The 24,039-nt window shown below is 54.8% G+C and carries 18 protein-coding genes, 7 tRNA genes and 3 pseudogenes; 26 read left to right on the top strand and 2 right to left on the bottom strand.

The annotated features are described in order from the left end of the window. Positions 1-240: 240 nt before the first annotated feature. From nagB to JNO11_RS05085, 12 genes and pseudogenes are all read left to right on the top strand, one after another. A complete protein-coding gene (gene nagB, locus JNO11_RS05140; protein WP_010260676.1) occupies positions 241-1,041 on the top strand; it encodes a glucosamine-6-phosphate deaminase in 801 nt (266 codons plus the stop codon). A gap of 62 nt (positions 1,042-1,103) precedes the next feature. Beyond that, positions 1,104-2,252, top strand: a complete 1,149-nt coding sequence (gene nagA, locus JNO11_RS05135; protein WP_060679664.1) for an N-acetylglucosamine-6-phosphate deacetylase — start codon at positions 1,104-1,106, stop codon at positions 2,250-2,252. A gap of 7 nt (positions 2,253-2,259) precedes the next feature. After that, complete coding sequence (locus JNO11_RS05130; protein WP_010260667.1) at positions 2,260-3,480, top strand: N-acetylglucosamine repressor; 1,221 nt, start codon at positions 2,260-2,262, stop codon at positions 3,478-3,480. 39 nt (positions 3,481-3,519) lie between these two features. Next, positions 3,520-4,272, top strand: coding sequence for an HAD-IIA family hydrolase (locus JNO11_RS05125; protein ID WP_010260664.1), 753 nt, complete (start codon positions 3,520-3,522; stop codon positions 4,270-4,272). 308 nt (positions 4,273-4,580) lie between these two features. Beyond that, positions 4,581-6,249, top strand: a pseudogene (gene asnB / locus JNO11_RS05120) (asparagine synthase B). A 218-nt stretch (positions 6,250-6,467) separates the two neighbouring features. Further along, positions 6,468-6,544, top strand: a tRNA-Met gene (locus JNO11_RS05115). A gap of 9 nt (positions 6,545-6,553) precedes the next feature. Beyond that, positions 6,554-6,638 (top strand) — tRNA-Leu (locus tag JNO11_RS05110). Positions 6,639-6,660: 22 nt separating this feature from the next. Then, a tRNA-Gln gene (locus JNO11_RS05105) sits at positions 6,661-6,735 on the top strand. Positions 6,736-6,769: 34 nt separating this feature from the next. Then, positions 6,770-6,844, top strand: a tRNA-Gln gene (locus JNO11_RS05100). A 22-nt stretch (positions 6,845-6,866) separates the two neighbouring features. Next, a tRNA-Met gene (locus JNO11_RS05095) sits at positions 6,867-6,943 on the top strand. Positions 6,944-6,949: 6 nt separating this feature from the next. Further along, a tRNA-Gln gene (locus JNO11_RS05090) sits at positions 6,950-7,024 on the top strand. A 30-nt stretch (positions 7,025-7,054) separates the two neighbouring features. After that, positions 7,055-7,129, top strand: a tRNA-Gln gene (locus JNO11_RS05085). Positions 7,130-7,236: 107 nt separating this feature from the next. Here the strand turns inward: JNO11_RS05085 and ubiF are convergent. Further along, positions 7,237-8,409 carry a 3-demethoxyubiquinol 3-hydroxylase gene (ubiF, locus tag JNO11_RS05080; RefSeq protein WP_022626049.1) on the bottom strand — a complete coding sequence of 391 codons (1,173 nt, stop codon included), beginning with the start codon at positions 8,407-8,409 and terminating at the stop codon, positions 7,237-7,239. A gap of 185 nt (positions 8,410-8,594) precedes the next feature. Here ubiF and miaB point away from each other — a divergent pair, with 185 nt between their 5' ends. The 9 genes and pseudogenes from miaB (at position 8,595) to JNO11_RS05035 (ending at position 18,003) form a co-directional block, all read left to right on the top strand. Continuing rightward, positions 8,595-10,007 (top strand): tRNA (N6-isopentenyl adenosine(37)-C2)-methylthiotransferase MiaB, encoded by a 1,413-nt coding sequence (gene miaB / locus JNO11_RS05075; protein WP_325177646.1) that lies wholly within the window; start codon positions 8,595-8,597, stop codon positions 10,005-10,007. Positions 10,008-10,216: 209 nt separating this feature from the next. Beyond that, positions 10,217-11,278 (top strand): PhoH family protein, encoded by a 1,062-nt coding sequence (locus JNO11_RS05070; protein WP_010258952.1) that lies wholly within the window; start codon positions 10,217-10,219, stop codon positions 11,276-11,278. Then, complete coding sequence (gene ybeY / locus JNO11_RS05065; protein WP_033785461.1) at positions 11,275-11,748, top strand: rRNA maturation RNase YbeY; 474 nt, start codon at positions 11,275-11,277, stop codon at positions 11,746-11,748. The genes JNO11_RS05070 and ybeY overlap by 4 nt, the downstream gene beginning before the upstream one ends. An 82-nt stretch (positions 11,749-11,830) precedes the next feature. Beyond that, positions 11,831-12,712, top strand: a complete 882-nt coding sequence (corC, locus tag JNO11_RS05060) for a CNNM family magnesium/cobalt transport protein CorC (protein ID WP_008925004.1) — start codon at positions 11,831-11,833, stop codon at positions 12,710-12,712. A 4-nt stretch (positions 12,713-12,716) separates the two neighbouring features. Next, complete coding sequence (lnt, locus tag JNO11_RS05055) at positions 12,717-14,240, top strand: apolipoprotein N-acyltransferase (protein ID WP_010258955.1); 1,524 nt, start codon at positions 12,717-12,719, stop codon at positions 14,238-14,240. Between the two features lie 441 nt (positions 14,241-14,681). Further along, positions 14,682-15,578, top strand: a complete 897-nt coding sequence (locus JNO11_RS05050) for an amino acid ABC transporter substrate-binding protein (RefSeq protein ID WP_325177032.1) — start codon at positions 14,682-14,684, stop codon at positions 15,576-15,578. Positions 15,579-15,858: 280 nt separating this feature from the next. Next, positions 15,859-16,599 (top strand): amino acid ABC transporter permease, encoded by a 741-nt coding sequence (locus tag JNO11_RS05045; RefSeq protein WP_010258960.1) that lies wholly within the window; start codon positions 15,859-15,861, stop codon positions 16,597-16,599. Next, on the top strand, positions 16,599-17,276 hold the full coding sequence (gene gltK, locus JNO11_RS05040) for a glutamate/aspartate ABC transporter permease GltK (protein ID WP_010258961.1): 678 nt from the start codon (positions 16,599-16,601) through the stop codon (positions 17,274-17,276). Before JNO11_RS05045 ends, gltK begins: the two co-directional genes overlap by 1 nt. Beyond that, positions 17,277-18,003, top strand: a pseudogene (locus tag JNO11_RS05035) (amino acid ABC transporter ATP-binding protein). A 58-nt stretch (positions 18,004-18,061) separates the two neighbouring features. Here JNO11_RS05035 and JNO11_RS05030 read toward each other — a convergent pair. Continuing rightward, the gene (locus tag JNO11_RS05030) at positions 18,062-18,544 is read right to left on the bottom strand and encodes a zinc ribbon-containing protein (protein ID WP_010258963.1); all 483 of its coding nucleotides are present in this window, start codon (positions 18,542-18,544) and stop codon (positions 18,062-18,064) included. Positions 18,545-18,766: 222 nt separating this feature from the next. On the opposite strand from JNO11_RS05030, the pseudogene leuS reads away from it, so the two are divergent. From leuS to rsfS, 5 genes and pseudogenes are all read left to right on the top strand, one after another. Beyond that, a pseudogene (gene leuS, locus JNO11_RS05025) lies at positions 18,767-21,350 on the top strand (leucine--tRNA ligase). A 14-nt stretch (positions 21,351-21,364) separates the two neighbouring features. Next, complete coding sequence (gene lptE, locus JNO11_RS05020; RefSeq protein ID WP_010258965.1) at positions 21,365-21,964, top strand: LPS assembly lipoprotein LptE; 600 nt, start codon at positions 21,365-21,367, stop codon at positions 21,962-21,964. Next, entirely contained in the window at positions 21,961-22,992 is a 1,032-nt protein-coding gene (gene holA / locus JNO11_RS05015; protein ID WP_182504484.1) for a DNA polymerase III subunit delta, read from the top strand. The genes lptE and holA overlap by 4 nt, the downstream gene beginning before the upstream one ends. Further along, positions 22,985-23,629, top strand: coding sequence for a nicotinate-nucleotide adenylyltransferase (gene nadD, locus JNO11_RS05010; RefSeq protein WP_163637361.1), 645 nt, complete (start codon positions 22,985-22,987; stop codon positions 23,627-23,629). Before holA ends, nadD begins: the two co-directional genes overlap by 8 nt. 92 nt (positions 23,630-23,721) lie before the next feature. Next, positions 23,722-24,039, top strand: a complete 318-nt coding sequence (rsfS, locus tag JNO11_RS05005) for a ribosome silencing factor (protein ID WP_010258968.1) — start codon at positions 23,722-23,724, stop codon at positions 24,037-24,039.

Here is a 24,039-nt window from a genome sequence, read left to right as displayed (position 1 = left end):
CACGCAGCGAAGTGTAATGATAAATTAATTCGCCTCGCAAATTAAAAGCCTGGTAAGTGTGATTTTTATCACTAAAAAACATCGTTTCATACGGCAACATCTGGCTATGACCGTAAACTTATTTTATGATCCGAAATATTGAATTATGCGCTGGCCATGGCGACAATGAATCATCTGTTCAGATTGGTGACTCACGCAACGGCTTAGCCATCCCCTTTCTATTTTCAATTGAGGTGAAACATGAGACTGATTCCTTTAGCGACACCAACCCAGGTGGGAAAATGGGCCGCCCGACATATTGTTAATCGTATCAATGCGTTTAACCCGACGGCGGATAAACCTTTTGTCCTGGGTCTGCCAACCGGCGGTACGCCACTGGAAGCGTACAAACACCTGATTGATATGCACAAAGCGGGCCAGGTCAGTTTTAAAAACGTCGTGACGTTCAATATGGATGAATATGTTGGCCTGCCAAAGGAGCATCCTGAGAGCTATCACAGCTTCATGTATCGCAATTTCTTCGATCACGTTGATATTCAACCGGAAAATATCAACCTGCTGAATGGTAATGCCCCCGATATTGACGCAGAATGTCGTCAGTACGAAGAGAAAATTCGCGCGCTGGGTAAAATTCACCTGTTCATGGGCGGCGTTGGCAACGACGGTCATATCGCCTTTAACGAACCGGCTTCCTCTCTCGCTTCCCGTACCCGCATTAAAACCCTGACCCATGACACCCGCGTGGCGAACTCCCGCTTCTTTAACGGTGACGTTGATCAGGTGCCTAAATATGCGCTAACGGTCGGCGTCGGTACGCTGCTGGATGCAGAGGAAGTGATGATTCTGGTTACCGGCCATGTTAAAGCGCAGGCATTACAGGCGGCGGTTGAAGGCAACGTTAATCATATGTGGACCATCAGCTGCCTGCAGCTGCACGCGAAATCGGTGGTAGTGTGCGATGAGCCGGCCACCATGGAACTGAAAGTGAAAACCGTGAAATATTTCCGCGAAATGGAAGCGGAAAATATGAAAGGCGTGTAACAGAACATTGTCATGCCCTGCTGTTACGCTGAGTGACAGCAGGCCAGGACGGGAGAAGAAAGATGTACGCATTAGTTAACGGTCGAATCTACAGTGGCCATGAGGTTCTGGATAATCACGCGGTGGTGGTTGCCGATGGGCGTATTGCGCGCGTCTGTCCGCGTGAAGCGCTCCCGGCGGATATGGAGCAGCGGGATATGGCAGGGGCAAATATTGCGCCAGGCTTTATCGATCTCCAGCTCAATGGCTGCGGTGGCGTGCAATTCAATGACAGCCTTGAGGCGCTCAGCATTGAAACGCTGGAAACGATGCAGCGCGCCAATGAAAAGTCTGGCTGCACCAGCTTTTTACCGACGCTGATAACCAGCAGCGACGCCCTGATGAAACGGGCGATTGAAACCATGCGCGCCTACCTGCAGAAACATCAGAATCAGGCGCTGGGTCTGCATCTGGAAGGGCCCTGGCTGAGCAAAGCGAAAAAAGGCACCCACGATCCAGCGCTGATTCGCCTGCCGGATGCGGCAATGGTGCAGTACCTGTGCGACAACGCGGACGTCATCACCAAAGTCACGCTTGCCCCTGAAAATGCGGGTAGCGATGTGATTCGTCAATTGACTGATGCCGGGATTATTGTCTCAGCCGGTCACTCGAATGCGACCTATGAAGAGGCTAAAGCGGGCTTTTCTGCTGGTGTGAGTTTCGCGACGCACCTCTACAACGCCATGCCCACCTTTGCCGGACGTGAACCCGGGCTTATCGGTGCGCTGTTTGATTCGCCTGATGTATACTGCGGCATTATTGCGGACGGTTTACATGTACATTACGCTAACGTGCGCAATGCAAAACGCATCAAAGGCGACAAACTGGTGCTGGTCACGGATGCCACTGCACCGGCTGGCGCGGACATAAGCGAGTTTATTTTTGCAGGCAAAACAATCTATTATCGCGATGGGCTCTGTGTCGACGAAAACGGCACATTAAGTGGTTCTGCCCTGACGATGATTGAAGCGGTACAAAACAGCGTTGAGCATGCAGGGATCGCACTGGACGAAGCGTTGCGCATGGCAACACTCTACCCGGCACGGGCGATGGGCGTGGAAAGGCAGTCAGGCTCGATCGAAGCAGGAAAAATCGCGAACCTGACTGTGTTTACGCGCGACTTTAAAATCATAAAGACGTTTGTCAACGGAGACGACGTCCTGAGCGAGTAAGCACTGAATGACCACTGGCGGCCAGTCACAAATAGGAAATGTCGATCTTGTTAAGCAACTCAATAGCGCAGCGGTTTACCGGCTGATTGATCAACAGGGGCCGATATCGCGCATTCAGATTGCCGAACTTAGCCAGCTCGCGCCCGCCAGCGTCACCAAAATTACCCGTCAGTTGATTGAGCGCGGCCTGATCAAAGAGGTAGACCAGCAGGCGTCTACCGGTGGTCGCCGCGCCATCTCCATTATCACTGAAACCCGCCATTTCCATACCATCGGCGTCCGCCTCGGACGCAACGACGCCACCCTGACTCTGTTTGACCTCAGCGGTAAATCGCTGGCGCAGGAAGATTATGCGCTGCCGGAACGCACTCAGGAGACGCTGGAACATGCGCTGTTTAACGCCATCAGCAGCTTCATTGAGCAGCACCAGCGTAAAATTCGCGAGCTGATCGCGATTTCAGTGATCCTGCCTGGGCTGGTCGATCCGATTAACGGCGTGATCCGCTATATGCCACACATCTCTGTCAGCCGCTGGCCGCTGGTCGCCAGCCTGAAAAAACGTTTTAACGTTACCAGTTTTGTGGGTCATGATATTCGCAGCCTGGCGCTGGCCGAGCACTATTTCGGTGCAAGCCGCGACTGTGCTGACTCGATTCTGGTGCGTTTACACCGTGGCACGGGCGCCGGCATTATTGCCAACGGCCATATTTTTCTCGGCAGCAACGGCAACGTTGGCGAGATCGGCCACATTCAGGTCGACCCGCTTGGCGAGCGCTGTCACTGCGGCAACTTTGGCTGCCTTGAAACTATTGCCGCCAACGGCGCCATTGAAAATCGGGTACGCCATCTGCTGAATCAGGGCTATCCCAGCGTACTGACGCTGGAGGCGTGCCAGATATCTCACATCTGCAAAGCGGCCAATCAGGGTGATGCACTGGCCTGCGAAGTGGTTGAGCACGTTGGCCGTTATCTTGGCAAAGCTATCGCGATTGCGATCAACCTGTTTAATCCGCAAAAAGTGGTGCTGGCGGGTGAGATCACTGAAGCAGAAAAAGTGCTGCTGCCCGCGATTGAGGGCTGCATTAATACTCAGGCATTAGAGGCCTTCCGTAAAAATCTGCCGGTCGTGCGTTCCACCCTGGATCATCGTTCCGCTATTGGCGCCTTTGCGCTCGCTAAACGTGCCATGCTTAACGGCATTCTGCTGCAACATCTTCTGGAAGACTAAGCTAACCCGCTGCTGTGGCGGGCCACATCGGATCTGACTATGACCATTAAAAGCGTAATTTGTGATATCGATGGCGTGCTGATGCACGACAACACGGCCGTTCCCGGCGCACAGGAGTTTTTACAGCGCATTCTGGCCAAAGAGATGCCGCTGGTGGTGCTGACGAACTATCCCTCGCAAACCGAGCAGGATCTGGCTAACCGCTTTGCCTCGGCCGGTGTCGAGGTGCCCGACTCCGTTTTCTATACCTCCGCAATGGCAACCGCCGACTTCCTGCGCCGTCAGGAGGGCAAAAAGGCGTATGTGATTGGTGAGGGCGCACTGATTCATGAACTCTACAAAGCGGGCTTTACCATTACCGATGTGAATCCCGATTTTGTCATTGTCGGGGAGACGCGCTCGTTCAACTGGGACATGATGCATAAAGCGGCCTTCTTCGTGGCTAATGGCGCTCGCTTTATTGCCACCAATCCGGATACCCATGCGCGCGGTTTTATTCCTGCCTGTGGCGCACTCTGTGCGGGTATTGAGAAGATATCAGGCCGTCGCCCGTTTGTGGTCGGCAAGCCCAGCCCCTACATCATGCGCGCCGCGCTGAACAAAATGCAGGCCCACTCGGAAGAGACCGTGATTGTCGGTGACAATCTGCGAACCGATATTCTGGCCGGTTTTCAGGCGGGTCTGGAGACGGTGCTGGTGCTCTCCGGCGTCTCGACGCTGAGTGATATCGATGCCATGCCGTTCCGTCCGGACTGGATCTACCCTTCTGTGGCCGATATCGACCTGTTCTGATTCATTTCTCTTATGACGCATCCGGCTAATCTGTGATGCGTCCCCCCCTTTTTGCGCTATATCTCCCACTTTTACTGTCTGCTTTCTGCTCGAAAAAGCTATTTTATTGCTGATCCATCAATGAATCGGCTTTAAAATTATCGTTTATTCAATTTTATTGCCATGCAAGCAATCTTTTTATCAGTAAATCACGATTCCTCTTGCATTGAATGCACCAAATAGCGCATTTTCTTATGTATCACGCAGCATCAGGCTGCCGGACAAACGCAAAAGATAACATCGCCGTAAGGTGAGCTCAGGAGTCAGTTATGTGTTCAATTTTTGGTGTGCTGGATCTGAAAACCGATCCTGTTGAGCTGCGCAAAAAAGCGCTGGAATGTTCACGCTTAATGCGTCATCGCGGCCCGGACTGGTCAGGCGTCTACGCCGATGACCATGCTATTCTGGCGCATGAACGTCTCTCAATTGTTGACGTTAACAATGGCGCACAGCCGCTATACAACGCCGATCACACCCACGTACTGGCAGTTAACGGCGAAATTTATAACCACCAGGCACTGCGCGCTGAACTCAGCGATCGCTACGCGTTTCAGACCGGTTCTGACTGTGAAGTGATTCTGGCGCTCTATCAGGAGAAAGGTGTCGATTTCCTCGATGAGCTGGAAGGCATGTTCGCCTTTATCCTCTATGACACCGTTAAAAAAAACGTACCTGATTGGTCGCGACCACATCGGCATCATCCCGCTCTATATGGGTAACGATGAGCATGGCAACCTGTTTGTTGCTTCAGAAATGAAAGCGCTGGTACCTGCCTGCCGTTCAATCAAAGAGTTCCCGCCGGGAAGCTACCTCTCCAGCACCGATGGCGAGATCCGCCGTTACTGGCAGCGCGACTGGATGGAATATAAAAACGTTGAGCACAACACCACCGACGCCGCTGGCCTGAAACATGCGCTGGAAGAGTCCGTGAAAAGCCACCTGATGTCAGATGTGCCTTACGGCGTGCTGCTGTCAGGCGGTCTGGACTCTTCCATCATTTCAGCCGTGACCAAGCGTTACGCGGCGAAGCGGGTTGAAGATCAGGATAAAAGTGATGCGTGGTGGCCACAGCTGCACTCCTTCGCGGTAGGGCTGGAAGGTTCACCCGACTTAAAAGCGGCGAAATCGGTGGCGGAGCATCTGGGCACCGTACACCATGAAATTCATTTCACCGTGCAGGAAGGTCTGGATGCCATTCGCGATGTGATTTATCACATTGAAACCTATGACGTCACCACCATTCGTGCCTCTACGCCAATGTACTTAATGTCGCGTAAAATTAAAGCGATGGGCATTAAGATGGTGCTGTCGGGCGAAGGCGCAGATGAAGTCTTCGGCGGCTATCTCTATTTCCATAAAGCGCCAAACGCCAAAGAGTTCCACGAAGAAAACGTACGTAAACTGCAGGCGCTGCATATGTTCGACTGCGCCCGTGCCAACAAAGCGATGTCCGCCTGGGGCGTTGAAGCCCGCGTACCGTTCCTGGATAAAAAATTCCTGGATGTGGCGATGCGTATTAACCCGGCCGATAAAATGTGCGGCAGCAACGGTAAAATGGAGAAGCACATTCTGCGTGAATGTTTCTCCTCTTACCTGCCGGAGAGCGTGGCGTGGCGTCAGAAAGAGCAGTTCTCGGATGGCGTGGGTTACAGCTGGATCGACTCACTGAAAGAAGTGGCTGCGAAGCAAATCAGCGATCAGCAGCTGGCTACCGCTCACTTCCGCTTCCCTTTCAACACGCCGGGTTCGAAAGAAGCCTATCTCTATCGTGAGATCTTTGAAGAGCTGTTCCCGTTGGCGAGCGCGGCAGAGTGTGTGCCTGGCGGTCCATCGGTCGCCTGTTCTTCTGCCAAAGCGATTGAATGGGATGAAGCGTTTAAAAACATGGACGATCCCTCTGGTCGTGCCGTGGGTGTGCATCAGTCAGCCTATAAATAAGCCGGCTGAAAGCAACCAGAATGGGCCCGCTGCGGCCCATTTTTTTTACGATTAGCGTTGTATTCACTGAAAAATTGCCGAATAAACATCCAGGCTGGTTATAAGCCAGTCAAACAGCGATTATCTGGCAAAAAACGGTAAAAAAATTGTTGACGCTGTCTGGTCAACTCCGCATAATGCGCCCCGCAACGCCGATGAAGGTAACGCGAAAAAAAGATGGCTACGTAGCTCAGCTGGTTAGAGCACAGCACTCATAATGCTGGGGTCACAGGTTCGATTCCCGTCGTAGCCACCATCTTTTTTTGCGGGAGTGGCGAAATTGGTAGACGCACCAGATTTAGGTTCTGGCGCCGCAAGGTGTGCGAGTTCAAGTCTCGCCTCCCGCACCATTTCATTATTCGGCAGCGTGGATGGGATATCGCCAAGCGGTAAGGCACCGGTTTTTGATACCGGCATTCCCTGGTTCGAATCCAGGTATCCCAGCCAATTTCGATGATTCTCGAGGCTGAGAACGGACGAATGGGATATCGCCAAGCGGTAAGGCACCGGTTTTTGATACCGGCATTCCCTGGTTCGAATCCAGGTATCCCAGCCATCATTGAAATGCAGTACAATTTGGCTACGTAGCTCAGCTGGTTAGAGCACAGCACTCATAATGCTGGGGTCACAGGTTCGATTCCCGTCGTAGCCACCATATAATTGGGGTGTCGCCAAGCGGTAAGGCACTGGTTTCTGATACCAGCATTCCGGGGTTCGAATCCCTGCACCCCAGCCATACAAAAGACAATTTGAAAAACACCATTATTGGGGTGTCGCCAAGCGGTAAGGCACTGGTTTCTGATACCAGCATTCCGGGGTTCGAATCCCTGCACCCCAGCCAAATTGCACAACCTGGCCCGCTTTTGCGGGCTTTGTTGTTTTTGTCGTTCCCCTTCCTGATTTCCTGATTGCAGGCCCGCCGTGCGGCGAGCCAACATGCGCAATCTGCTATAACCCCAGCGCGTAGCGCAATACCTGCCGCTTCAGTACCCCGGAATGTTCGGCGGCAATCAATCCGAGATTACGTGCAAACCGCAGCGGTGCCAGCTGATTGCTGAAGGCAAAATAGAACAGATCCATGCCGCCCTGCATCAGCATATTGTCTTTACGACGTTGCCGGTGATAGCGCTGCAATACGCGCTCGGATGCCCAATCCTCCGCCGCACCGCGTGCGCTGACCAGCACATTAATCAACGCATCAATATCGCGATAGCCCAGATTCACGCCCTGCCCGGCCAGCGGATTAATGGTATGCGCGGCATCACCGACCAGCGCCAGTCCTGGCAGGACATACCGTGAAGCGTGACGCCGTACCAGCGGGAAGCCGCCCGCCGCGTGGGCTTTAAAACGTCCCAGCCGCGCCGGGAAATGGCTGGCTATCTCTTTTTCCAGCTGGGCCATCGGCATCGCCTGTAGCTGCCGGACTCTTGCAGGCGCGTCATACCAGACCAGCGAGGCCCGGTTGCCATACAGCGGCAAGAAGGCGCGCGGTCCCTGAGGCGTAAAGTGCTGCCAGGTCGCATCGCCTGCCGGATGTTCGCAGGTCACGCTGATCAGTAAACAGGATTGCGCATAGCTCCAGCCATGAATACCGATCCCGGCCATCTGTCGCACCTGAGAGTTCGCGCCATCAGCCCCAACCACCAGGCGGGCGTGTAAGGCAACGCCGTCGTTGAGGTCGATGCGCCAGCCGCCATTTTCTGGCTGCAGGTTCTCCAGTGTGGCCGGGCAATAGCAGGTCACGCCCAGCGACTGCATCTCCTCCCATAGCGCCCGCTGAAGCACGCTGTTCTCGACCATAAAGCCCAGCTCGGGCAGCCCCAGCGAGGCCGCATCAAAACTCACCTGCGCCGTCTGCCACTCCCAGGTTTCCAGCCTGCGATAGGGCGCGCTGCGCATCGCCTCTACCCGTGGCCAGACGTTGAGCTGCTTCAGCAACCCCACCGAGGATGACCCAATCGCCGAAATTCGCAGATCGGGATCGCTGTCGGCATCAAAAGGCGCGGGTTCGGCACGCTCAATCACCGCAACGCGAAAATGTTGCTGCGTCAGTCCACAGGCCAGCGCCGCACCGACCATGCCACCGCCAACAATCACTACATCAAACTGATTATCCTGCATTGCTTATGTCCCTCTCTTATTCCCGCCAGCCTGCGCAACACGGGTCTGAATAAAGCAAAGTGTACCGGAAAACCGGATTGCTGGCAGAAAAGCCCTGAGGCTGGTCACAACAGCATCAAAGCATTACAATACGCGCCCCGCACTTCACTGCACTGAATCAATGGTTAGCGCGATGACAAAAAAAACTGCATATCAAAACCTGGGGATGTCAGATGAATGAGTATGATTCATCCAAGATGTCTGATCTGCTGAACAGTACGCACGGCTATACGCTGACCGAGGTTCCTGAAGAGGCGGATATTCTGCTGCTTAACACCTGTTCTATTCGTGAGAAAGCGCAGGAGAAGGTATTCCACCTGCTGGGACGCTGGAGAAAACTCAAAGAGCGCAACCCGGATGTGATTATCGGCGTGGGCGGCTGCGTGGCGTCGCAGGAAGGGGATCATATCCGCCAGCGTGCGCCCTGCGTGGATATCGTTTTTGGTCCGCAGACACTGCACCGCCTGCCGGAGATGATCAACACCGTGCGCGGCACCAAAAGCCCGGTGGTCGACATCAGCTTCCCGGAAATCGAGAAATTTGATCGCCTGCCGGAACCGCGCGCAGACGGCCCGACGGCCTTTGTCTCCATCATGGAAGGCTGCAACAAATATTGTACTTTCTGCGTGGTGCCTTACACCCGTGGCGAGGAAGTGAGCCGTCCCAGCGATGACATTCTGCTGGAGATCGCTCAGCTGGCGGCGCAGGGCGTGCGTGAAGTTAACCTGCTTGGCCAGAACGTTAACGCCTATCGTGGTGCCACCTTTGATGGTGAAATCTGTACCTTCGCTGAGCTGCTGCGCCTGGTCGCCGCCATCGACGGTATCGACCGCATTCGCTTCACCACCAGCCACCCGATTGAGTTCACCGATGACATTATCGAGGTCTACCGCGATACGCCGGAACTGGTGAGCTTCCTGCACCTGCCGGTTCAGAGTGGATCAGACCGTATTCTGACGCTGATGAAGCGTGCTCATACCGCGCTGGAGTATAAGTCGATTATCCGCAAGCTGCGCGCGGCGCGCCCGGATATTGAGATCAGCTCTGACTTTATCATTGGTTTCCCCGGTGAAACTCAGCAGGATTTCGAGCAGACCATGAAGCTTATCGCCGAGATCAATTTCGACGTCAGCTTCAGCTTTATCTACTCTGCCCGTCCCGGCACGCCCGCCGCTGACCTGCCGGATGATGTCAGCGAAGAGGAGAAAAAGCAGCGTCTGTGGATCCTGCAGGACCGCATTAACCAGCAGGCGCAGGCGATCAGTCGCCGCATGGTAGGCACAGTGCAGCGTATTCTGGTGGAAGGCATCTCCCGCAAGAACGTGATGGAAGTCTCTGGCCGCACCGAAAATAACCGCGTGGTGAATTTCGAAGGCTCGCCTGAAATGATCGGCCGCTTTGTGGATGTTGAGATTGTTGATGTCTACACCAACTCGCTGCGCGGCAAACTGGTGCGTACTGAAGAAGAGATGGGGCTGCGCATGGCGGAAAGCCCAGCGTCCGTGATCGCCCGTACCCGTAAAGAAAATGAAATCGGCGTGAGTCTGTTCCAGCCGTGATGCCCGCTTTACTGTGCGGCAGCGCGCATCGCGTTGTCGCCAATTTCACTTTGCACCACTTGCTTTCTGAAAGTGTCGCCCAAATATCTCTCCATAAGCTTGCGCCCAGGCGTTACGGCATAAATAATTTCGTTATGGTGCATCCGGTTAAGCTTAACGGTGCGTCAGACACATCCCATAACTGGCCCTGAGTGACCCAAAGGATTCGTTTGAATATCGAAACTCGTGAAATCGCCCTTGAACCGGCTGATAACCGTCGTCTGATGAGCCTGTGTGGGCCTTTCGACGATAATGTAAAACAGCTTGAGCGTCGTCTGGGCATTGAGATCAATCGTCGCGACAACGTTTTTAAGCTGTCAGGACGTCCACTTTGCGTCAATGCCGCAGCAGATATTCTGAAAACCCTCTATGTCGATACCGCGCCTGTGCGTGGCGACATCCCGGATATCGAGCCTGATCAGATTCACCTGGCGATCAAAGAGAGCCGGGTACTGGAGCAAACCGCTGAGAGCGTGCCGGAGTACGGTAAAGCGGTCAATATCAAGACCAAACGCGGTGTGATCAAGCCGCGCACCCCAAACCAGGCCCAGTACATCGCTAATGTGCTCGACCACGATATCACCTTTGGTGTCGGCCCGGCGGGTACCGGTAAAACCTATCTGGCGGTAGCCGCGGCAGTGGATGCGCTGGAGCGTCAGGAGATTCGCCGCATCATGCTGACCCGCCCTGCCGTCGAAGCGGGTGAAAAGCTCGGCTTTCTGCCTGGCGATCTGAGCCAGAAAGTCGACCCTTATCTGCGTCCGCTCTACGATGCGCTGTTCGAAATGCTCGGCTTCGAGCGGGTGGAAAAGCTGATGGAGCGCAACGTCATTGAAGTCGCCCCGCTGGCCTACATGCGTGGTCGTACCCTGAACGATGCGTTTATCATTCTTGATGAGAGCCAGAACACCACCATCGAGCAGATGAAGATGTTCCTGACGCGTATCGGCTTTAACTCTAAAGCGGTGATTACCGGCGACGTTACCCAGATTGACCTGCCGCGTCACGTCAAGTCAGGCCTGCGTCATGCCATTGAGGTGCTGGCGGACGTTGAAGAGATCAGCTTCAACTTCTTCCACAGCGAAGATGTGGTGCGCCATCCGGTAGTTGCCCGCATTGTCACTGCCTATGAAGCCTGGGAAGCGGCCGATCAGACCCGTCGTGACCAGCAGGCCGAAGAGCGTAAACGTGAAGCACTGGCTGCACAGAGCGCCACGCAGGAGAGCAAATGAGCGAGGTGATTCTCGACCTGCAGGTCGCCTGTGACAACACCGCTGACCTGCCTGATGAAAGCCAGTTTCATCGCTGGCTGTCAGCGGCTGTCACCCCTTTTCAGCCGGAAAGCGAAGTTACGGTGCGTCTGGTTGATGAAGCGGAGAGTCATGAGCTTAATCTGACTTATCGCGGCAAAGACAAGCCGACCAACGTCCTCTCTTTCCCGTTTGAAGCACCGCCGGGCATTGAGCTGCCGCTGCTGGGCGATCTGATCATCTGCCGCCAGGTCGTTGAGCAGGAAGCCGCTGAACAGGGTAAAAGCGTTGAAGCCCACTGGGCACATATGGTGGTACACGGCACGCTGCATCTGCTGGGTTACGACCATATTGAAGACGACGAAGCGGACGAGATGGAAGGGCTGGAGACCGAGATAATGCTTGCTCTTGGGTATCCTGATCCGTACATTTCGGAGAAAGAAGACGCCTGAATCCTGAATTCAGTCAATCCTGCTGTCAGTACAGGCTACTGACAGCACCCATTCCTCACCAGAGAGATCTTTAAAAACCGCCATGAGCGACGACCATTCTCAAAACAGCGATGCACCCAGTAGTAAAAAGGGATTTTTCTCCCTGTTGATCAACCAACTCTTTCACGGTGAACCAAAAAGCCGTGATGAGCTACTGGAGCTGATCCGCGACTCGAATAACAAAGAGCTGATTGACCAGGACACCCGCGACATGCTCGAAGGGGTACTGGATATTGCGGAGCAGCGCGTGCGTGACATCATGATCCCGCGCTCGCAAATGATCACCCTGAAACGTAATCAGAGCCTCGAAGAGTGTCTGGATGTCATCATCGAATCCGCCCATTCTCGTTTCCCGGTGATCAGCGAAGATAAAGATCATGTGGAAGGGATTCTGATGGCGAAAGATCTGCTGCCGTTTATGAGCAGCGAATCTGAGCCTTTCAGCATTGAGAAAGTGCTGCGTCCTGCGGTGGTTGTGCCTGAAAGTAAGCGTGTCGACCGGATGCTGAAAGAGTTCCGCTCCCAGCGTTACCACATGGCGATCGTCATTGATGAGTTTGGCGGTGTCTCCGGTCTGGTGACCATTGAAGACATCCTGGAGCTGATCGTCGGTGAAATTGAAGATGAGTATGACGACGAAGAAGATCGTGATATCCGTCAGCTCAACCGTCACACCTTTACAGTGCGTGCACTGACCGCCATTGAAGATTTCAACGAGGTGTTTGGCACCCAGTTCAGTGACGATGAAGTCGACACCATCGGTGGTCTGGTGATGCAGGGCTTCGGTCATCTGCCCGCTCGCGGTGAAAGCATCGAGATTGAGGGTTACCAGTTCAAGGTGGCGATGGCTGACAGCCGCCGCATCATCCAGGTTCACGTGACTATTCCGGAAAATTCGCCACAACCTCAACTGGAAGACGAATAAGTCTATGGCTTTAGCCTCACTCTACCCGCGTCAGCGGGTTCGCCTGCTGCTGGCTTTAATAACGGGTGCACTTGGCACCCTCGCCTTTTCTCCCTACGATTTCTGGCCCGCTGCACTGCTCTCGCTGTGTGGCTTACAGCTGTTGACTCTTAACCGCTCCAGCCCGCAGGCCAGCGCCATTGGGTTTGTCTGGGGTTTAGGTCTGTTCGGCAGTGGCATCAACTGGGTTTATGTCAGTGTCGCCACCTTTGGCGGCATGCCTGGCCCGGTCAATGTCTTTATCGTAGCGCTGCTGGCGGCTTATCTGGCGATCTACCCGGCGCTGTTTGCCGGCGTACTGAATCGCATCTGGCCGCGAACGACGCTGTGGCGCCTGGCGCTGGCGGCACCGGCATTGTGGCAGATCACCGAGTTCCTGCGCGGCTGGGTGCTGACCGGCTTTCCGTGGCTGCAGTTTGGTTACAGCCAGATCGATGGCCCGTTAAAAGGCCTGGCCCCACTGGCGGGCGTAGAGACGCTGACCTTCCTGCTGATGGTGGTGGCTGGCCTGCTGGCTTATGCCCTGCAACAGCGCAACGTCAGAAGTCTGGTAGCAGCGCTGCTGCTGCTGGCATTGCCATGGCCGTTGCGCTACATCCAGTGGGTTCAGCCGATGCCCGAGCGGGCCGTCGAGGTGGCGCTGGTGCAGGGAAACATCCCGCAATCGATGAAGTGGGATCCGCAGCAGCTGCTCACTACCCTGCGCATTTACAACGGTCTGAGTCAGCCGCTGATGGGCAAAGCGCCGATTATTATCTGGCCTGAATCGGCAATTACCGATCTGGAGAGTAATCAGCAGCCGTTCCTGCGTTCGCTGGATGACGAACTGCGTGAGCGCGGCAGTTCGCTGATCACCGGCATTGTGGACTCCCGGCTGGAGCAGAACCGATATCACGATTACAACACCGTAATCGTGCTGGGCGGTAAAGCGCCGTACAACTACTTCAGCGGCAATCGTTACCAGAAGAATCACCTGGTGCCGTTTGGCGAATTTGTGCCGCTGGCCGATCTGCTGCGTCCGCTGGCCCCGTTCTTCGATCTGCCGATGTCGGCATTCAGTCGTGGCAACTACCTCCAGCCGCAACTCAGCGTGGCGGGCTATAACCTGACCAGCGCCATCTGTTATGAGATCGTGCTGGGTGAACAGGTGCGGGCCAACTTCCATCCCGACACCAACTTCCTGTTGACCGTTTCGAACGATGCCTGGTTTGGTCACTCTATCGGCCCATGGCAGCACTTCCAGATGGCGAGGATGCGTGCGCTGGAACTGGGACGTCCGCTGTTGCGCAGCACCAATAATGGTGTGACGGCGGTGGTCAATGCCAGTGGTGATGTGGAAGCCATGCTGCCGCAGTTTACCCGCGATGTGCTGACCAGCAAGGTTACGCCAACGCAGGGAGAAACCCCGTATGCGCGGGCTGGCATCTGGCCAGTGTGGTCACTGACGCTGCTGGCGGCGGTGATAGCACTCCTGCGCCGTCGTCGATAACCTCCCCTCCTGTGCTCACTGAAGGCGAAGCACGTGCTTCGCCTTTTTCATGGTGACTCTCCGGTTTTTTTCACTCCCCACGCCGCACACTCTGCTGTCTTTCTAACCCATAACCTCTTTCTGGCACGATGATTGCAAAATGTTTCACTGCTTTTCGCAAACAGGCTGATTGCAGGCGCTGATGCCGGGCGGGTTGCACCAAAACAATTGACGCTGCTGCACCATTAACGCGCAGGGTGAAAAAATTGCCTTTTTTTGGTGCGCATCACCTCGCAAAAAAAGAAACTTTTTTGTTTCATTGCGTTAACAATCCGCTATGTTAATGACTCTTCTGCGCCCGTTTAAACCGCAGAATGAGCAGAAACGCAGCAGAAAACAGACACAACATCATAATCAGCGCAGGTTATATCCTGTGCCTTTTTCATACGAAGGAGTTGGAACATGCAACTACGCAAAGTGGCATTATCTCTTCTGCTGATCAGCGCAGCGGCGGGAGCGGCCCAGGCGGAAGATCTCAGCGGCACCCTGAAGAAGATCAATGACAATGGCGTCATTGTGGTCGGGCATCGCGAATCATCAGTTCCCTTTTCTTATTATGACAACCAGCAAAAAGTCGTCGGCTACTCACAGGCTTACTCAAACGCCATCGTTGAAGCGATTAAAGCAAAGCTGAACAAGCCTGATCTGCAGGTCAAAATGATCCCGATCACCTCACAAAACCGTATTCCGCTGCTGCAAAACGGCACCTACGATTATGAGTGTGGCTCGACCACCAATAACCTTGAGCGCCAGAAACAGGCCGCCTTCTCAGACACTATTTTTGTTATCGGCACCCGTCTGCTGGTTAAGAAAGATGGCCCGATCAAAGATTTCACTGACCTGAAAGGCAAAACCGTAGTGGTGACCTCAGGTACCACCTCTGAAGTGCTGCTGCACAAACTCAACGACGAACAGAAACTGGATCTGCGCATCATCAGCGCAAAAGATCACGGTGACTCCTTCCGTACGCTGGAAACCGGTCGTGCCGTAGCCTTTATGATGGATGATGCCCTGCTGGCAGGCGAACGCGCCAAAGCCAAAAAGCCGGACAACTGGGAAATTCTGGGCACGCCACAGTCAAAAGAAGCCTATGGCTGCATGCTGCGTAAAGATGATCCGCAGTTCAAAGCCCTGGTGGATGAAACCATTGCTAAAGCCCAGACCTCTGGCCAGGCAGAAAAATGGTTCGACACCTGGTTCAAACAGCCGATTCCACCAAAGAACCTGAACATGAACTTTGAGCTCTCTGATGACATGAAAGCGCTGTTCAAAACGCCAAATGATAAAGCACTGAATTAACAACAAAATACCCAATGGATTTCAGATTGCATTGAGGCAGCAGAAAAATGACTCCCGATGAGCCTACTCCGGTAAGTGATTCGGGTGAGTGAATGTAGCCAACAAAAATGCAGCCTGAAAGACGACGGGTATAACAAGGGCGGCCTGGCTGCCCTCTCGATTGCTGAAACCGCGGCATGGACAGACAGACTGACACGGGTCGTTCCCCTGAGTCAGGAAATACAACGCCGTTCATCAATCTTCAGGGTAGCTTAGCTACCCTTTTTTTCCGGAGCTCGTTATGGGTATCGATTGGAACTGGGGCATATTCCTCGAACAGGCCCCGTTCGGTAACACGACCTACCTCGGCTGGCTGTGGTCCGGTTTTCAGGTGACGATTGCCGTCTCCTGCTGCGCCTGGATTATCGCCTTCTGCGTGGGTTCATTTTTCGGCATTCTGCGCACCGTGCCTAATCGCCTGCTGTCGACCATTGGCACCTGCTATGTCGAACTGTTTCGTAACATCCCACTGATCGTCCAGTTCTTCTTCTGGTATCTGGTGGCGCCCGAGCTGGTGGGCGAAAAGCTCGGCATGTGGTTTAAGTCTGAGCTGGATCCCAACATTCAGTTCTTCCTCTCCTCGATGATCTGTCTTGGCCTGTTTACCGCCGCCCGCGTCTGCGAGCAGGTGCGCGCAGCGATTCAGTCACTGCCGAGTGGACAGAAGAATGCCGGTCTGGCGATGGGATTAACCCTGCCGCAGACCTATCGCTATGTGCTGCTGCCGAATGCGTATCGCGTGATTGTGCCGCCGATGACCTCGGAAATGCTGAACCTGGTGAAGAACTCCGCTATCGCCTCCACCATTGGTCTGGTCGATATGGCGGCGCAGGCGGGCAAACTGCTCGACTATTCTGCCCACGCCTATGAATCCTTTACCGCCATTACGCTGGCCTACGTTGCGATTAACCTGGTGATTATGTTGTTGATGAGTCTGGTCGAGCGCAAAGTCCGGCTGCCAGGCAATGCGGGAGGCAAGTAATGTACGAGTTTGACTGGAGTTCGATTACACCCAGCCTGCCCTATCTGCTTAATGGCTTAGTGATCACCTTTAAGATCACGATTACCGCCGTGGTCTTCGGCATCCTGTGGGGCACTCTGCTGGCGGTGATGCGCCTGTCGACGTTTAAGCCTATCAGCTGGTTCGCTAAAATTTACGTCAACCTGTTCCGCTCAGTGCCGCTGGTCATGGTGCTGCTGTGGTTCTATCTGGTCGTGCCGAGTTTTCTGCAGCAGGTGCTGGGCCTGTCGCCCAAAACGGATATCCGACTGATTTCAGCCATGGTCGCCTTTTCGCTGTTCGAAGCGGCGTACTACTCTGAAATTATTCGCGCCGGCATCATCAGTATCTCGCGTGGACAGGGCAGTGCAGCTCTGGCGCTGGGCATGACGCAGTGGCAGGCAATGCGACTGATCATCCTGCCACAGGCGTTTCGCGCCATGGTTCCGCTGTTACTGACGCAGGGTATCGTGCTGTTCCAGGATACCTCGCTGGTTTATGTCTTAAGCCTGGCGGACTTCTTCCGTACCGCGTCCACCATTGGTGAGCGTGATGGCACCCAGGTTGAAATGGTTCTGTTTGCAGGTCTGGTCTACTTCGTTATCAGCCTGAGCGCATCGCTGTTGGTCAGCTATCTAAAAAGAAAAAGGACGGTTTAAATGATTAGCCTGAAAAATGTTTCTAAGTGGTATGGTCACTTTCAGGTGCTGACCGACTGCTCAACCGACGTCAAAACCGGTGAAGTGGTGGTGGTGTGCGGCCCGTCCGGCTCCGGTAAATCAACGCTGATCAAAACGGTGAACGGCCTTGAGCCGATTCAGCAGGGCGTGATTGCGGTGAACGGCACCGAGGTGAATAACAAAAAAGACTAATCTTGCGCAGCTTCGCAGCCAGGTCGGGATGGTGTTCCAGCACTTCGAGCTGTTTCCGCATCTGAGCATTATCAACAACCTGGTTCTGGCGCAGGTGAAAGTGCTGAAGCGCGACAAAGCGGCAGCCCGCGATAAAGGGCTGAAGCTGCTGAAGCGTGTGGGTCTTTCCGCCCATGCTGAGAAGTTTCCCGGCCAGCTCTCGGGTGGTCAGCAGCAGCGTGTGGCGATTGCGCGAGCGCTCTGTATGGACCCCATCGCGATGCTGTTTGATGAACCCACCTCCGCGCTGGATCCGGAAATGATCAACGAAGTGCTGGATGTGATGGTTGAACTGGCACAGGAAGGGATGACGATGATGGTGGTGACCCATGAGATGGGCTTCGCCCGTAAGGTTGCCAATCGCGTGATCTTTATGGATGAAGGGAAAATTATCGAAGACACCAACAAAGATGACTTCTTTAATAATCCACAGTCTGAGCGCGCTAAAGATTTCCTCGCAAAAATTCTGCACTAAACCTGACGAACAGGCGGGTCACCCAGGGTGGCCCGCTTCATTTAGCTACGCCGCACTATCAGGGTTCGAAAGGCTGACGCTGGAACTGGTCATTGCCGCATTCCGGACAACGTGACAGCGTTTCAGGCGTGTAGATTGCCCGGGTGAACTGGCATTTCTCACAGACCAGATTGCCCAGCCCCACCACTTCCCCGCTCTGATAAACCCCGTGGTGATGCAGATCCTGGAAGACCTCTCGCCACTCCAGCTGACTTTTATCGGTGATATCCGCCAGCTCTTTCCAGACGCTCTCGCGGATGATGCGCATAAACAGTGAGTCCGCCAGCGGTTCTTCCACATCGGTGTAGCTGCGTGCAAACTCGCCCAGATCACGGCGCACTGAGCTGAGCGCCTGGTCAATCTCCTGTTCCGTCATATCATCGCGCACCAGCAACTGGCTTCGTCGCCCGGCAATCAGCTCATCAAGGTTACGATCGCCCTGACGAAGACGTTCGGTCAATACGGCTAACGACTCGCGATATTCCTGAGCCACTTTATTCATTTTGTTCTCCTTTATGCAGACCCTCGCTGAACTAAGTTTAGTCGTAATGTTGCTTTTGCCGTGTCGTCTGTACAGTGAATTACAAAAGGGTGAAGGCTCTGACGCTTTCGGCAGAAATCGTGCCGGCAAAAGTGGGAAGTGTTGTTGATACGCGGCCTTATGGGTATGCTATGCGGATCTTAGAGCCAGAAAAATGTTTTTCATAAAGGACCACAGGCAGCCATGCAAGAGCAATACCGCCCGGAAGAAATTGAATCCCGTGTGCAGCAGCACTGGGATGAAAACGAAACGTTTAAAGTGACTGAGCAGGAAGGTAAAGAGAAATACTATTGCCTCTCCATGTTGCCCTATCCTTCTGGCCGCCTGCACATGGGCCACGTTCGTAACTACACCATCGGCGACGTAATCGCGCGTTATCAGCGTATGCTCGGCAAAAACGTACTACAGCCGATTGGCTGGGATGCTTTCGGCCTGCCTGCGGAAGGCGCTGCGGTGAAAAACAACACCGCTCCGGCCCCGTGGACTTACGACAATATCGCCTACATGAAAAACCAGCTCAAACTGCTGGGCTTTGGCTATGACTGGAGTCGTGAACTGGCAACCTGCCAGCCAGAGTACTATCGCTGGGAACAGTGGTTCTTTACCAAACTGTATGAAAAAGGCCTGGTCTATAAAAAAGACCTCTGCCGTGAACTGGTGCCCGAACGATCAGACGGTGCTGGCGAACGAGCAGGTGATCGACGGCTGCTGCTGGCGCTGCGACACCAAAGTTGAGCGTAAAGAGATCCCGCAGTGGTTTATCAAAATCACCGATTATGCGGAGGAGCTGCTGAACGATCTGGATACGCTGGAAGAGTGGCCTGAGCAGGTCAAAACCATGCAGCGTAACTGGATTGGCCGCTCTGAAGGTGTCGAAATCACCTTCGATGTGGCTGACAGCGAAGAGAAGGTCACTGTCTACACCACCCGCCCGGATACCTTTATCGGCGCAACCTATGTTGCCGTTGCCGCAGGCCATCCGCTGGCGACCCAGGCGTCGGTCAATAATCCGGCGCTGGCTGACTTTATCGCTGAATGTCGCAATACCAAAGTGGCTGAAGCCGATATGGCGACCATGGAGAAGAAAGGCATGGCGACCGGCCTGTCTGTTGTTCATCCGCTGACCGGCGAGCTTATCCCGGTCTGGGTTGCCAACTTCGTACTGATGGAATATGGCACCGGCGCTGTGATGGCGGTTCCGGCGCACGATCAGCGCGACTGGGAGTTTGCCACTAAATATGATCTGCCGATTAAGCCGGTCATCCTGAATCTGGATGGTTCCATTCCTGATGTCAGCATTGCGGCGATGACTGACAAAGGTGCGCTGTTCAACTCAGGTGAGTTTAACGGCATGGATCACGCCACCGGTTTTAACGCCATCGCGGATTCGCTGGCGGCAAAAGGCGTGGGCGTGCGTAAAGTGAACTACCGCCTGCGCGACTGGGGTGTCTCCCGTCAGCGCTACTGGGGTGCCCCTATCCCGATGGTGACGCTGGAAGATGGCACCGTTATGCCTGCACCAGAAGACCAGCTGCCGGTGATCCTGCCGGAAGATGTGGTGATGGATGGCATTACCAGCCCAATCAAAGCGGATCCGGAGTGGGCTAAAACCACGGTAAACGGCCAGCCAGCCCTGCGTGAAACCGACACCTTTGACACCTTCATGGAGTCTTCCTGGTACTACGCGCGTTATACCTGCGCCAGCTACAAGGAAGGCATGCTGGATCCGGCAGCGGCAAACTACTGGCTGCCGGTCGATCAGTATGTGGGCGGTATTGAACACGCCATCATGCACCTGATGTATTTCCGCTTCTTCCACAAGCTGCTGCGTGACGCCGGCCTGGTGAACTCCAATGAGCCAGCCAAACGTCTGCTGTGCCAGGGCATGGTGCTGGCTGACGCCTTCTACTACCTTGGTGCCAACGGCGAGCGTAACTGGGTTTCACCGGTTGACGTTGAGGTTGAGCGGGATGAGAAAGGCCGCATTGTTAAAGCCACAGACACGCAGGGCCGCGAAGTGATCTACGCGGGCATGAGCAAAATGTCGAAGTCGAAAAACAACGGCATCGACCCACAGCTGATGGTTGAGCGTTACGGCGCGGATACCGTGCGTCTGTTTATGATGTTTGCTTCACCGGCGGATATGACGCTGGAGTGGCAGGAGTCGGGCGTTGAAGGGGCGAACCGCTTCCTGAAACGTGTCTGGAAGCTGGTCTTCGAGCATACACAGAAAGGTGCGACCGTGGCACTGGATGTGGAGAGCCTGAATGACGAGCAGAAATCGCTGCGTCGCGATCTGCACAAAACCATCGCCAAAGTGGCGGATGATATTGGCCGTCGTCAGACTTTCAACACCGCCATTGCGGCGATCATGGAGCTGATGAACAAACTGGCACGCGCCCCGCAGGAAAGCGAGCAGGATCGCGCCCTGATGCAGGAAGCGCTGCTGGCCATCGTCCGTCTGCTCTATCCGTTTACCCCGCACGCCTGCTATGTTCTGTGGCAGACGCTGGGTGGCGAAGGCACTATCGATGAAGCGAGCTGGCCGGTTGCGGATGAAGCCGCTATGGTTGAAGATTCGCTGCTGGTAGTGGTTCAGGTTAACGGTAAAGTGCGCGGTAAAATCACCGTGCCAGCCGATGCAACACAGGAACAGGTTCAGGCACGCGCTGCGCAGGAGCATCTGGTAGCGAAGTATCTGGACGGCGTGACTATCCGTAAAGTCATTTATGTACCGGGCAAACTGCTTAACCTGGTCGTAGGTTAAGTTCAGGAGGAACTGTGCGACATCCGATTATCAGGCTGTTTGTCATGCTGGCGGTGGTGATCACCGCTGGCTGTGGTTTTCATCCGCGCGGCACCACTCAGGTGCCCAGCGAACTGAAAACCCTGATTGTTTCAACCGGCGATCCTTATGGGCCGCTGGCGCGTACTGTGCGTCAGCAGCTGCGTATCAACGATGTCAAAATTGTTGAAGACAGCAAACAGAATCGCACGGATATTCCAACGCTGCGCCTGGGGCCTGAATCCTCGGGCCGTAACACGGCTTCGGTCTTTATCAGCGGCACCACTGCCGAGTATCAGCTGGTGATGACCCTCACCGCGCAGGTGCTGCTGCCGGGCAAAGGTATCTATCCTATCAGCACCACGGTTTATCGGTCGTTCTTCGATAACCCGAACGCTGCGCTGGCAAAAGATGCCGAGCAGGATCTGATTACGCAGGAGATGCGTCAGCGTGCTGCTGAACAGCTGGTACGTAAACTGCTGACGGTACACGCCGCGCAGATCAACAGCAAAGAGACCTTACCGGCGTCAGTGATTCCGGTGCCGGGTCAGGGTTCACAGGAAGCGCCCACTTCCTCTGCTACCAGCCTGCAATGATCAGGATTTATCCTGAGCAACTCAGCGCGCAGCTCCGTGAGGGGCTGCGCGCCTGTTATTTGTTAGCCGGTAACGAACCGCTGCTGCTGCAGGAAAGTTCAGATGCGATTCGCGTCGCCGCAACCGCGCAGGGATTCGAAGAACATTTTAGTTTTACGCTGGATGCACAGACTGACTGGGAGAGCCTGTTCGTCAGTTGCCAGTCACTGAGTCTGTTTGCTCAGCGTCAGACCATGACGCTGCAATTCCCCGATAATGGCCCCAACGCCGCGATGGCAGAGCAACTACTTAAGCTGTCGCAGTTGCTGCACGCCGATATTCTGCTGATCTGCCGGATGGCGAAGCTGACCAAAGCGCAGGAAAACAGCGCCTGGTTTAAAGCGTTGTCCGCCTCTGCGGTATTGGTGCCCTGTCAGACACCTGAACAGGCGCAACTGCCACGCTGGGTCGTTAATCGCGCTAAGGCGCTGAAATTATCGGTGGATGACGCAGCCGTGCAGCTATTGTGTTACTGCTATGAAGGCAATCTGCTGGCGCTGGCGCAGGCGCTTGAGCGGCTCTCGCTGCAGTGGCCCGACGGCAAGCTGACACTGCCCCGGGTTGAAGAGGCGGTCAGTGATGCCGCGCACTTTACTCCTTTCCACTGGGTGGATGCCCTGCTGGCGGGAAAAAGCCGCCGCGCCCTGCATATTCTGCATCAGCTGGAGAAAGAAGAGAGCGAAGTGGTGATACTGCTGCGTACGCTGCAGCGTGATCTGCTGACGCTGCTGCATCTGCAACGCCACCAGACAGCGCAGCCGCTGCGTACGCTGATGGATCAGCAGCGCATCTGGCAGAATCGCCGTGCGCTGTTTACCGACGCGCTGCAACGAGTGGATGCCACGCGTCTGCAACGCGCCATTCATCTGCTGAGTCAGATTGAGATCACCCTGAAGCAGGATTATGGACAGCCGGTGTGGCCGCAGTTACAGACCCTGACGCTGCTGCTCAGCAGTCGTGCTTTTCCGACGAGCTTTGCCCATGTCTGAGTTACACGCACTGTTTGGCGGCACCTTTGATCCGATTCATTTTGGCCATCTGCGCCCGGTCGAAGCGCTGGCGCAACAGACCGGCCTGCAGCGTGTGACGCTGCTGCCCAACAATGTGCCGCCGCATCGTCCGCAACCGGAAGCCAGCGCTGCCCAGCGGGTTGCTATGCTGCGCTGCGCTATCCGCGACCTGCCGCTGTTTGAGATCGATACCCGCGAGCTGGAACGCGACACGCCGTCCTGGACCGTGACCACCCTGGAAGCCTGGCGCACCGAACGCGGTGCAGAGCAGCCGCTGGGATTTATTATTGGTCAGGATTCATTGCTGAGCTTGTCAAAATGGCATCGCTGGCAGGATCTGCTGTCACTCTGCCATCTGCTGGTGTGCCAGCGCCCCGGCTATCCGACCCGGTTCGACTCGCCTGACATGCAGCGCTGGCTTGAGCAACACCTCGCTCAGGATATCCGGCAGCTGCATCAGCAGCCCGCAGGCCATATCTGGCTGGCGGACACCCCTCTCTATAACATTTCGGCCACTGAAATTCGCCGCCGTCGCCACCAAAATCAGCCCTGCGACGATCTGTTGCCCGCTGCGGTTATCGATTATATCGACCGCGAAGGCTTATATCGCGACTGATCCGGGCATGCTATACTACGCCGCTTAATTTTTTGGCTGCACTCTCCGGGCTTACAGCCGGCTCGTTACCACCAGATTCCAAGGGGAACCTTTTGCAAGGTAAAGCACTCCAAGAGTTCGTTATTGATAAGATTGATGATCTCAAAGGCCAGGACATTGTCACCATCGACGTTCAGGGCAAATCCAGCATCACCGATTTCATGATCATCTGCACCGGCACCTCCACGCGTCATGTGACTTCGATCGCAGAACACGTAGAGCAGGAGTCGCGTTTAGCAGGCCTGATGCCATTAGGCATTGAAGGTAAAAGCGCGGCAGACTGGGTCGTGGTCGATCTGGGTGATGTCATCGTGCATGTGATGCAGGAAGAGAGTCGCCAGCTGTATGAGCTGGAAAAACTCTGGGGCTAA

This window comes from Pantoea sp. 1B4 (assembly GCF_016925765.1).
Lineage (GTDB): Bacteria > Pseudomonadota > Gammaproteobacteria > Enterobacterales > Enterobacteriaceae > Pantoea > Pantoea agglomerans.
The sequence above is the reverse complement of the archived record's forward strand: the minus strand, read 5'-3'. Positions and strand labels throughout refer to the sequence as shown.

Excerpts from the sequence above, each read along its gene's own strand:
- JNO11_RS05030 (WP_010258963.1), bottom strand. The coding sequence starts at position 18,544 with ATGAATAAAGTGGCTCAGGAATATCGCGAGTCGTTAGCCGTATTGACC.
- gltK (WP_010258961.1), top strand. The coding sequence starts at position 16,599 with ATGTACGAGTTTGACTGGAGTTCGATTACACCCAGCCTGCCCTATCTG.
- JNO11_RS05125 (WP_010260664.1), top strand. The coding sequence starts at position 3,520 with ATGACCATTAAAAGCGTAATTTGTGATATCGATGGCGTGCTGATGCAC.
- nadD (WP_163637361.1), top strand. The coding sequence starts at position 22,985 with ATGTCTGAGTTACACGCACTGTTTGGCGGCACCTTTGATCCGATTCAT.
- corC (WP_008925004.1), top strand. The coding sequence starts at position 11,831 with ATGAGCGACGACCATTCTCAAAACAGCGATGCACCCAGTAGTAAAAAG.
- nagA (WP_060679664.1), top strand. The coding sequence starts at position 1,104 with ATGTACGCATTAGTTAACGGTCGAATCTACAGTGGCCATGAGGTTCTG.
- JNO11_RS05050 (WP_325177032.1), top strand. The coding sequence starts at position 14,682 with ATGCAACTACGCAAAGTGGCATTATCTCTTCTGCTGATCAGCGCAGCG.
- JNO11_RS05130 (WP_010260667.1), top strand. The coding sequence starts at position 2,260 with ATGACCACTGGCGGCCAGTCACAAATAGGAAATGTCGATCTTGTTAAG.
- ybeY (WP_033785461.1), top strand. The coding sequence starts at position 11,275 with ATGAGCGAGGTGATTCTCGACCTGCAGGTCGCCTGTGACAACACCGCT.
- nagB (WP_010260676.1), top strand. The coding sequence starts at position 241 with ATGAGACTGATTCCTTTAGCGACACCAACCCAGGTGGGAAAATGGGCC.
- JNO11_RS05045 (WP_010258960.1), top strand. The coding sequence starts at position 15,859 with ATGGGTATCGATTGGAACTGGGGCATATTCCTCGAACAGGCCCCGTTC.
- ubiF (WP_022626049.1), bottom strand. The coding sequence starts at position 8,409 with ATGCAGGATAATCAGTTTGATGTAGTGATTGTTGGCGGTGGCATGGTC.
- lnt (WP_010258955.1), top strand. The coding sequence starts at position 12,717 with ATGGCTTTAGCCTCACTCTACCCGCGTCAGCGGGTTCGCCTGCTGCTG.
- holA (WP_182504484.1), top strand. The coding sequence starts at position 21,961 with ATGATCAGGATTTATCCTGAGCAACTCAGCGCGCAGCTCCGTGAGGGG.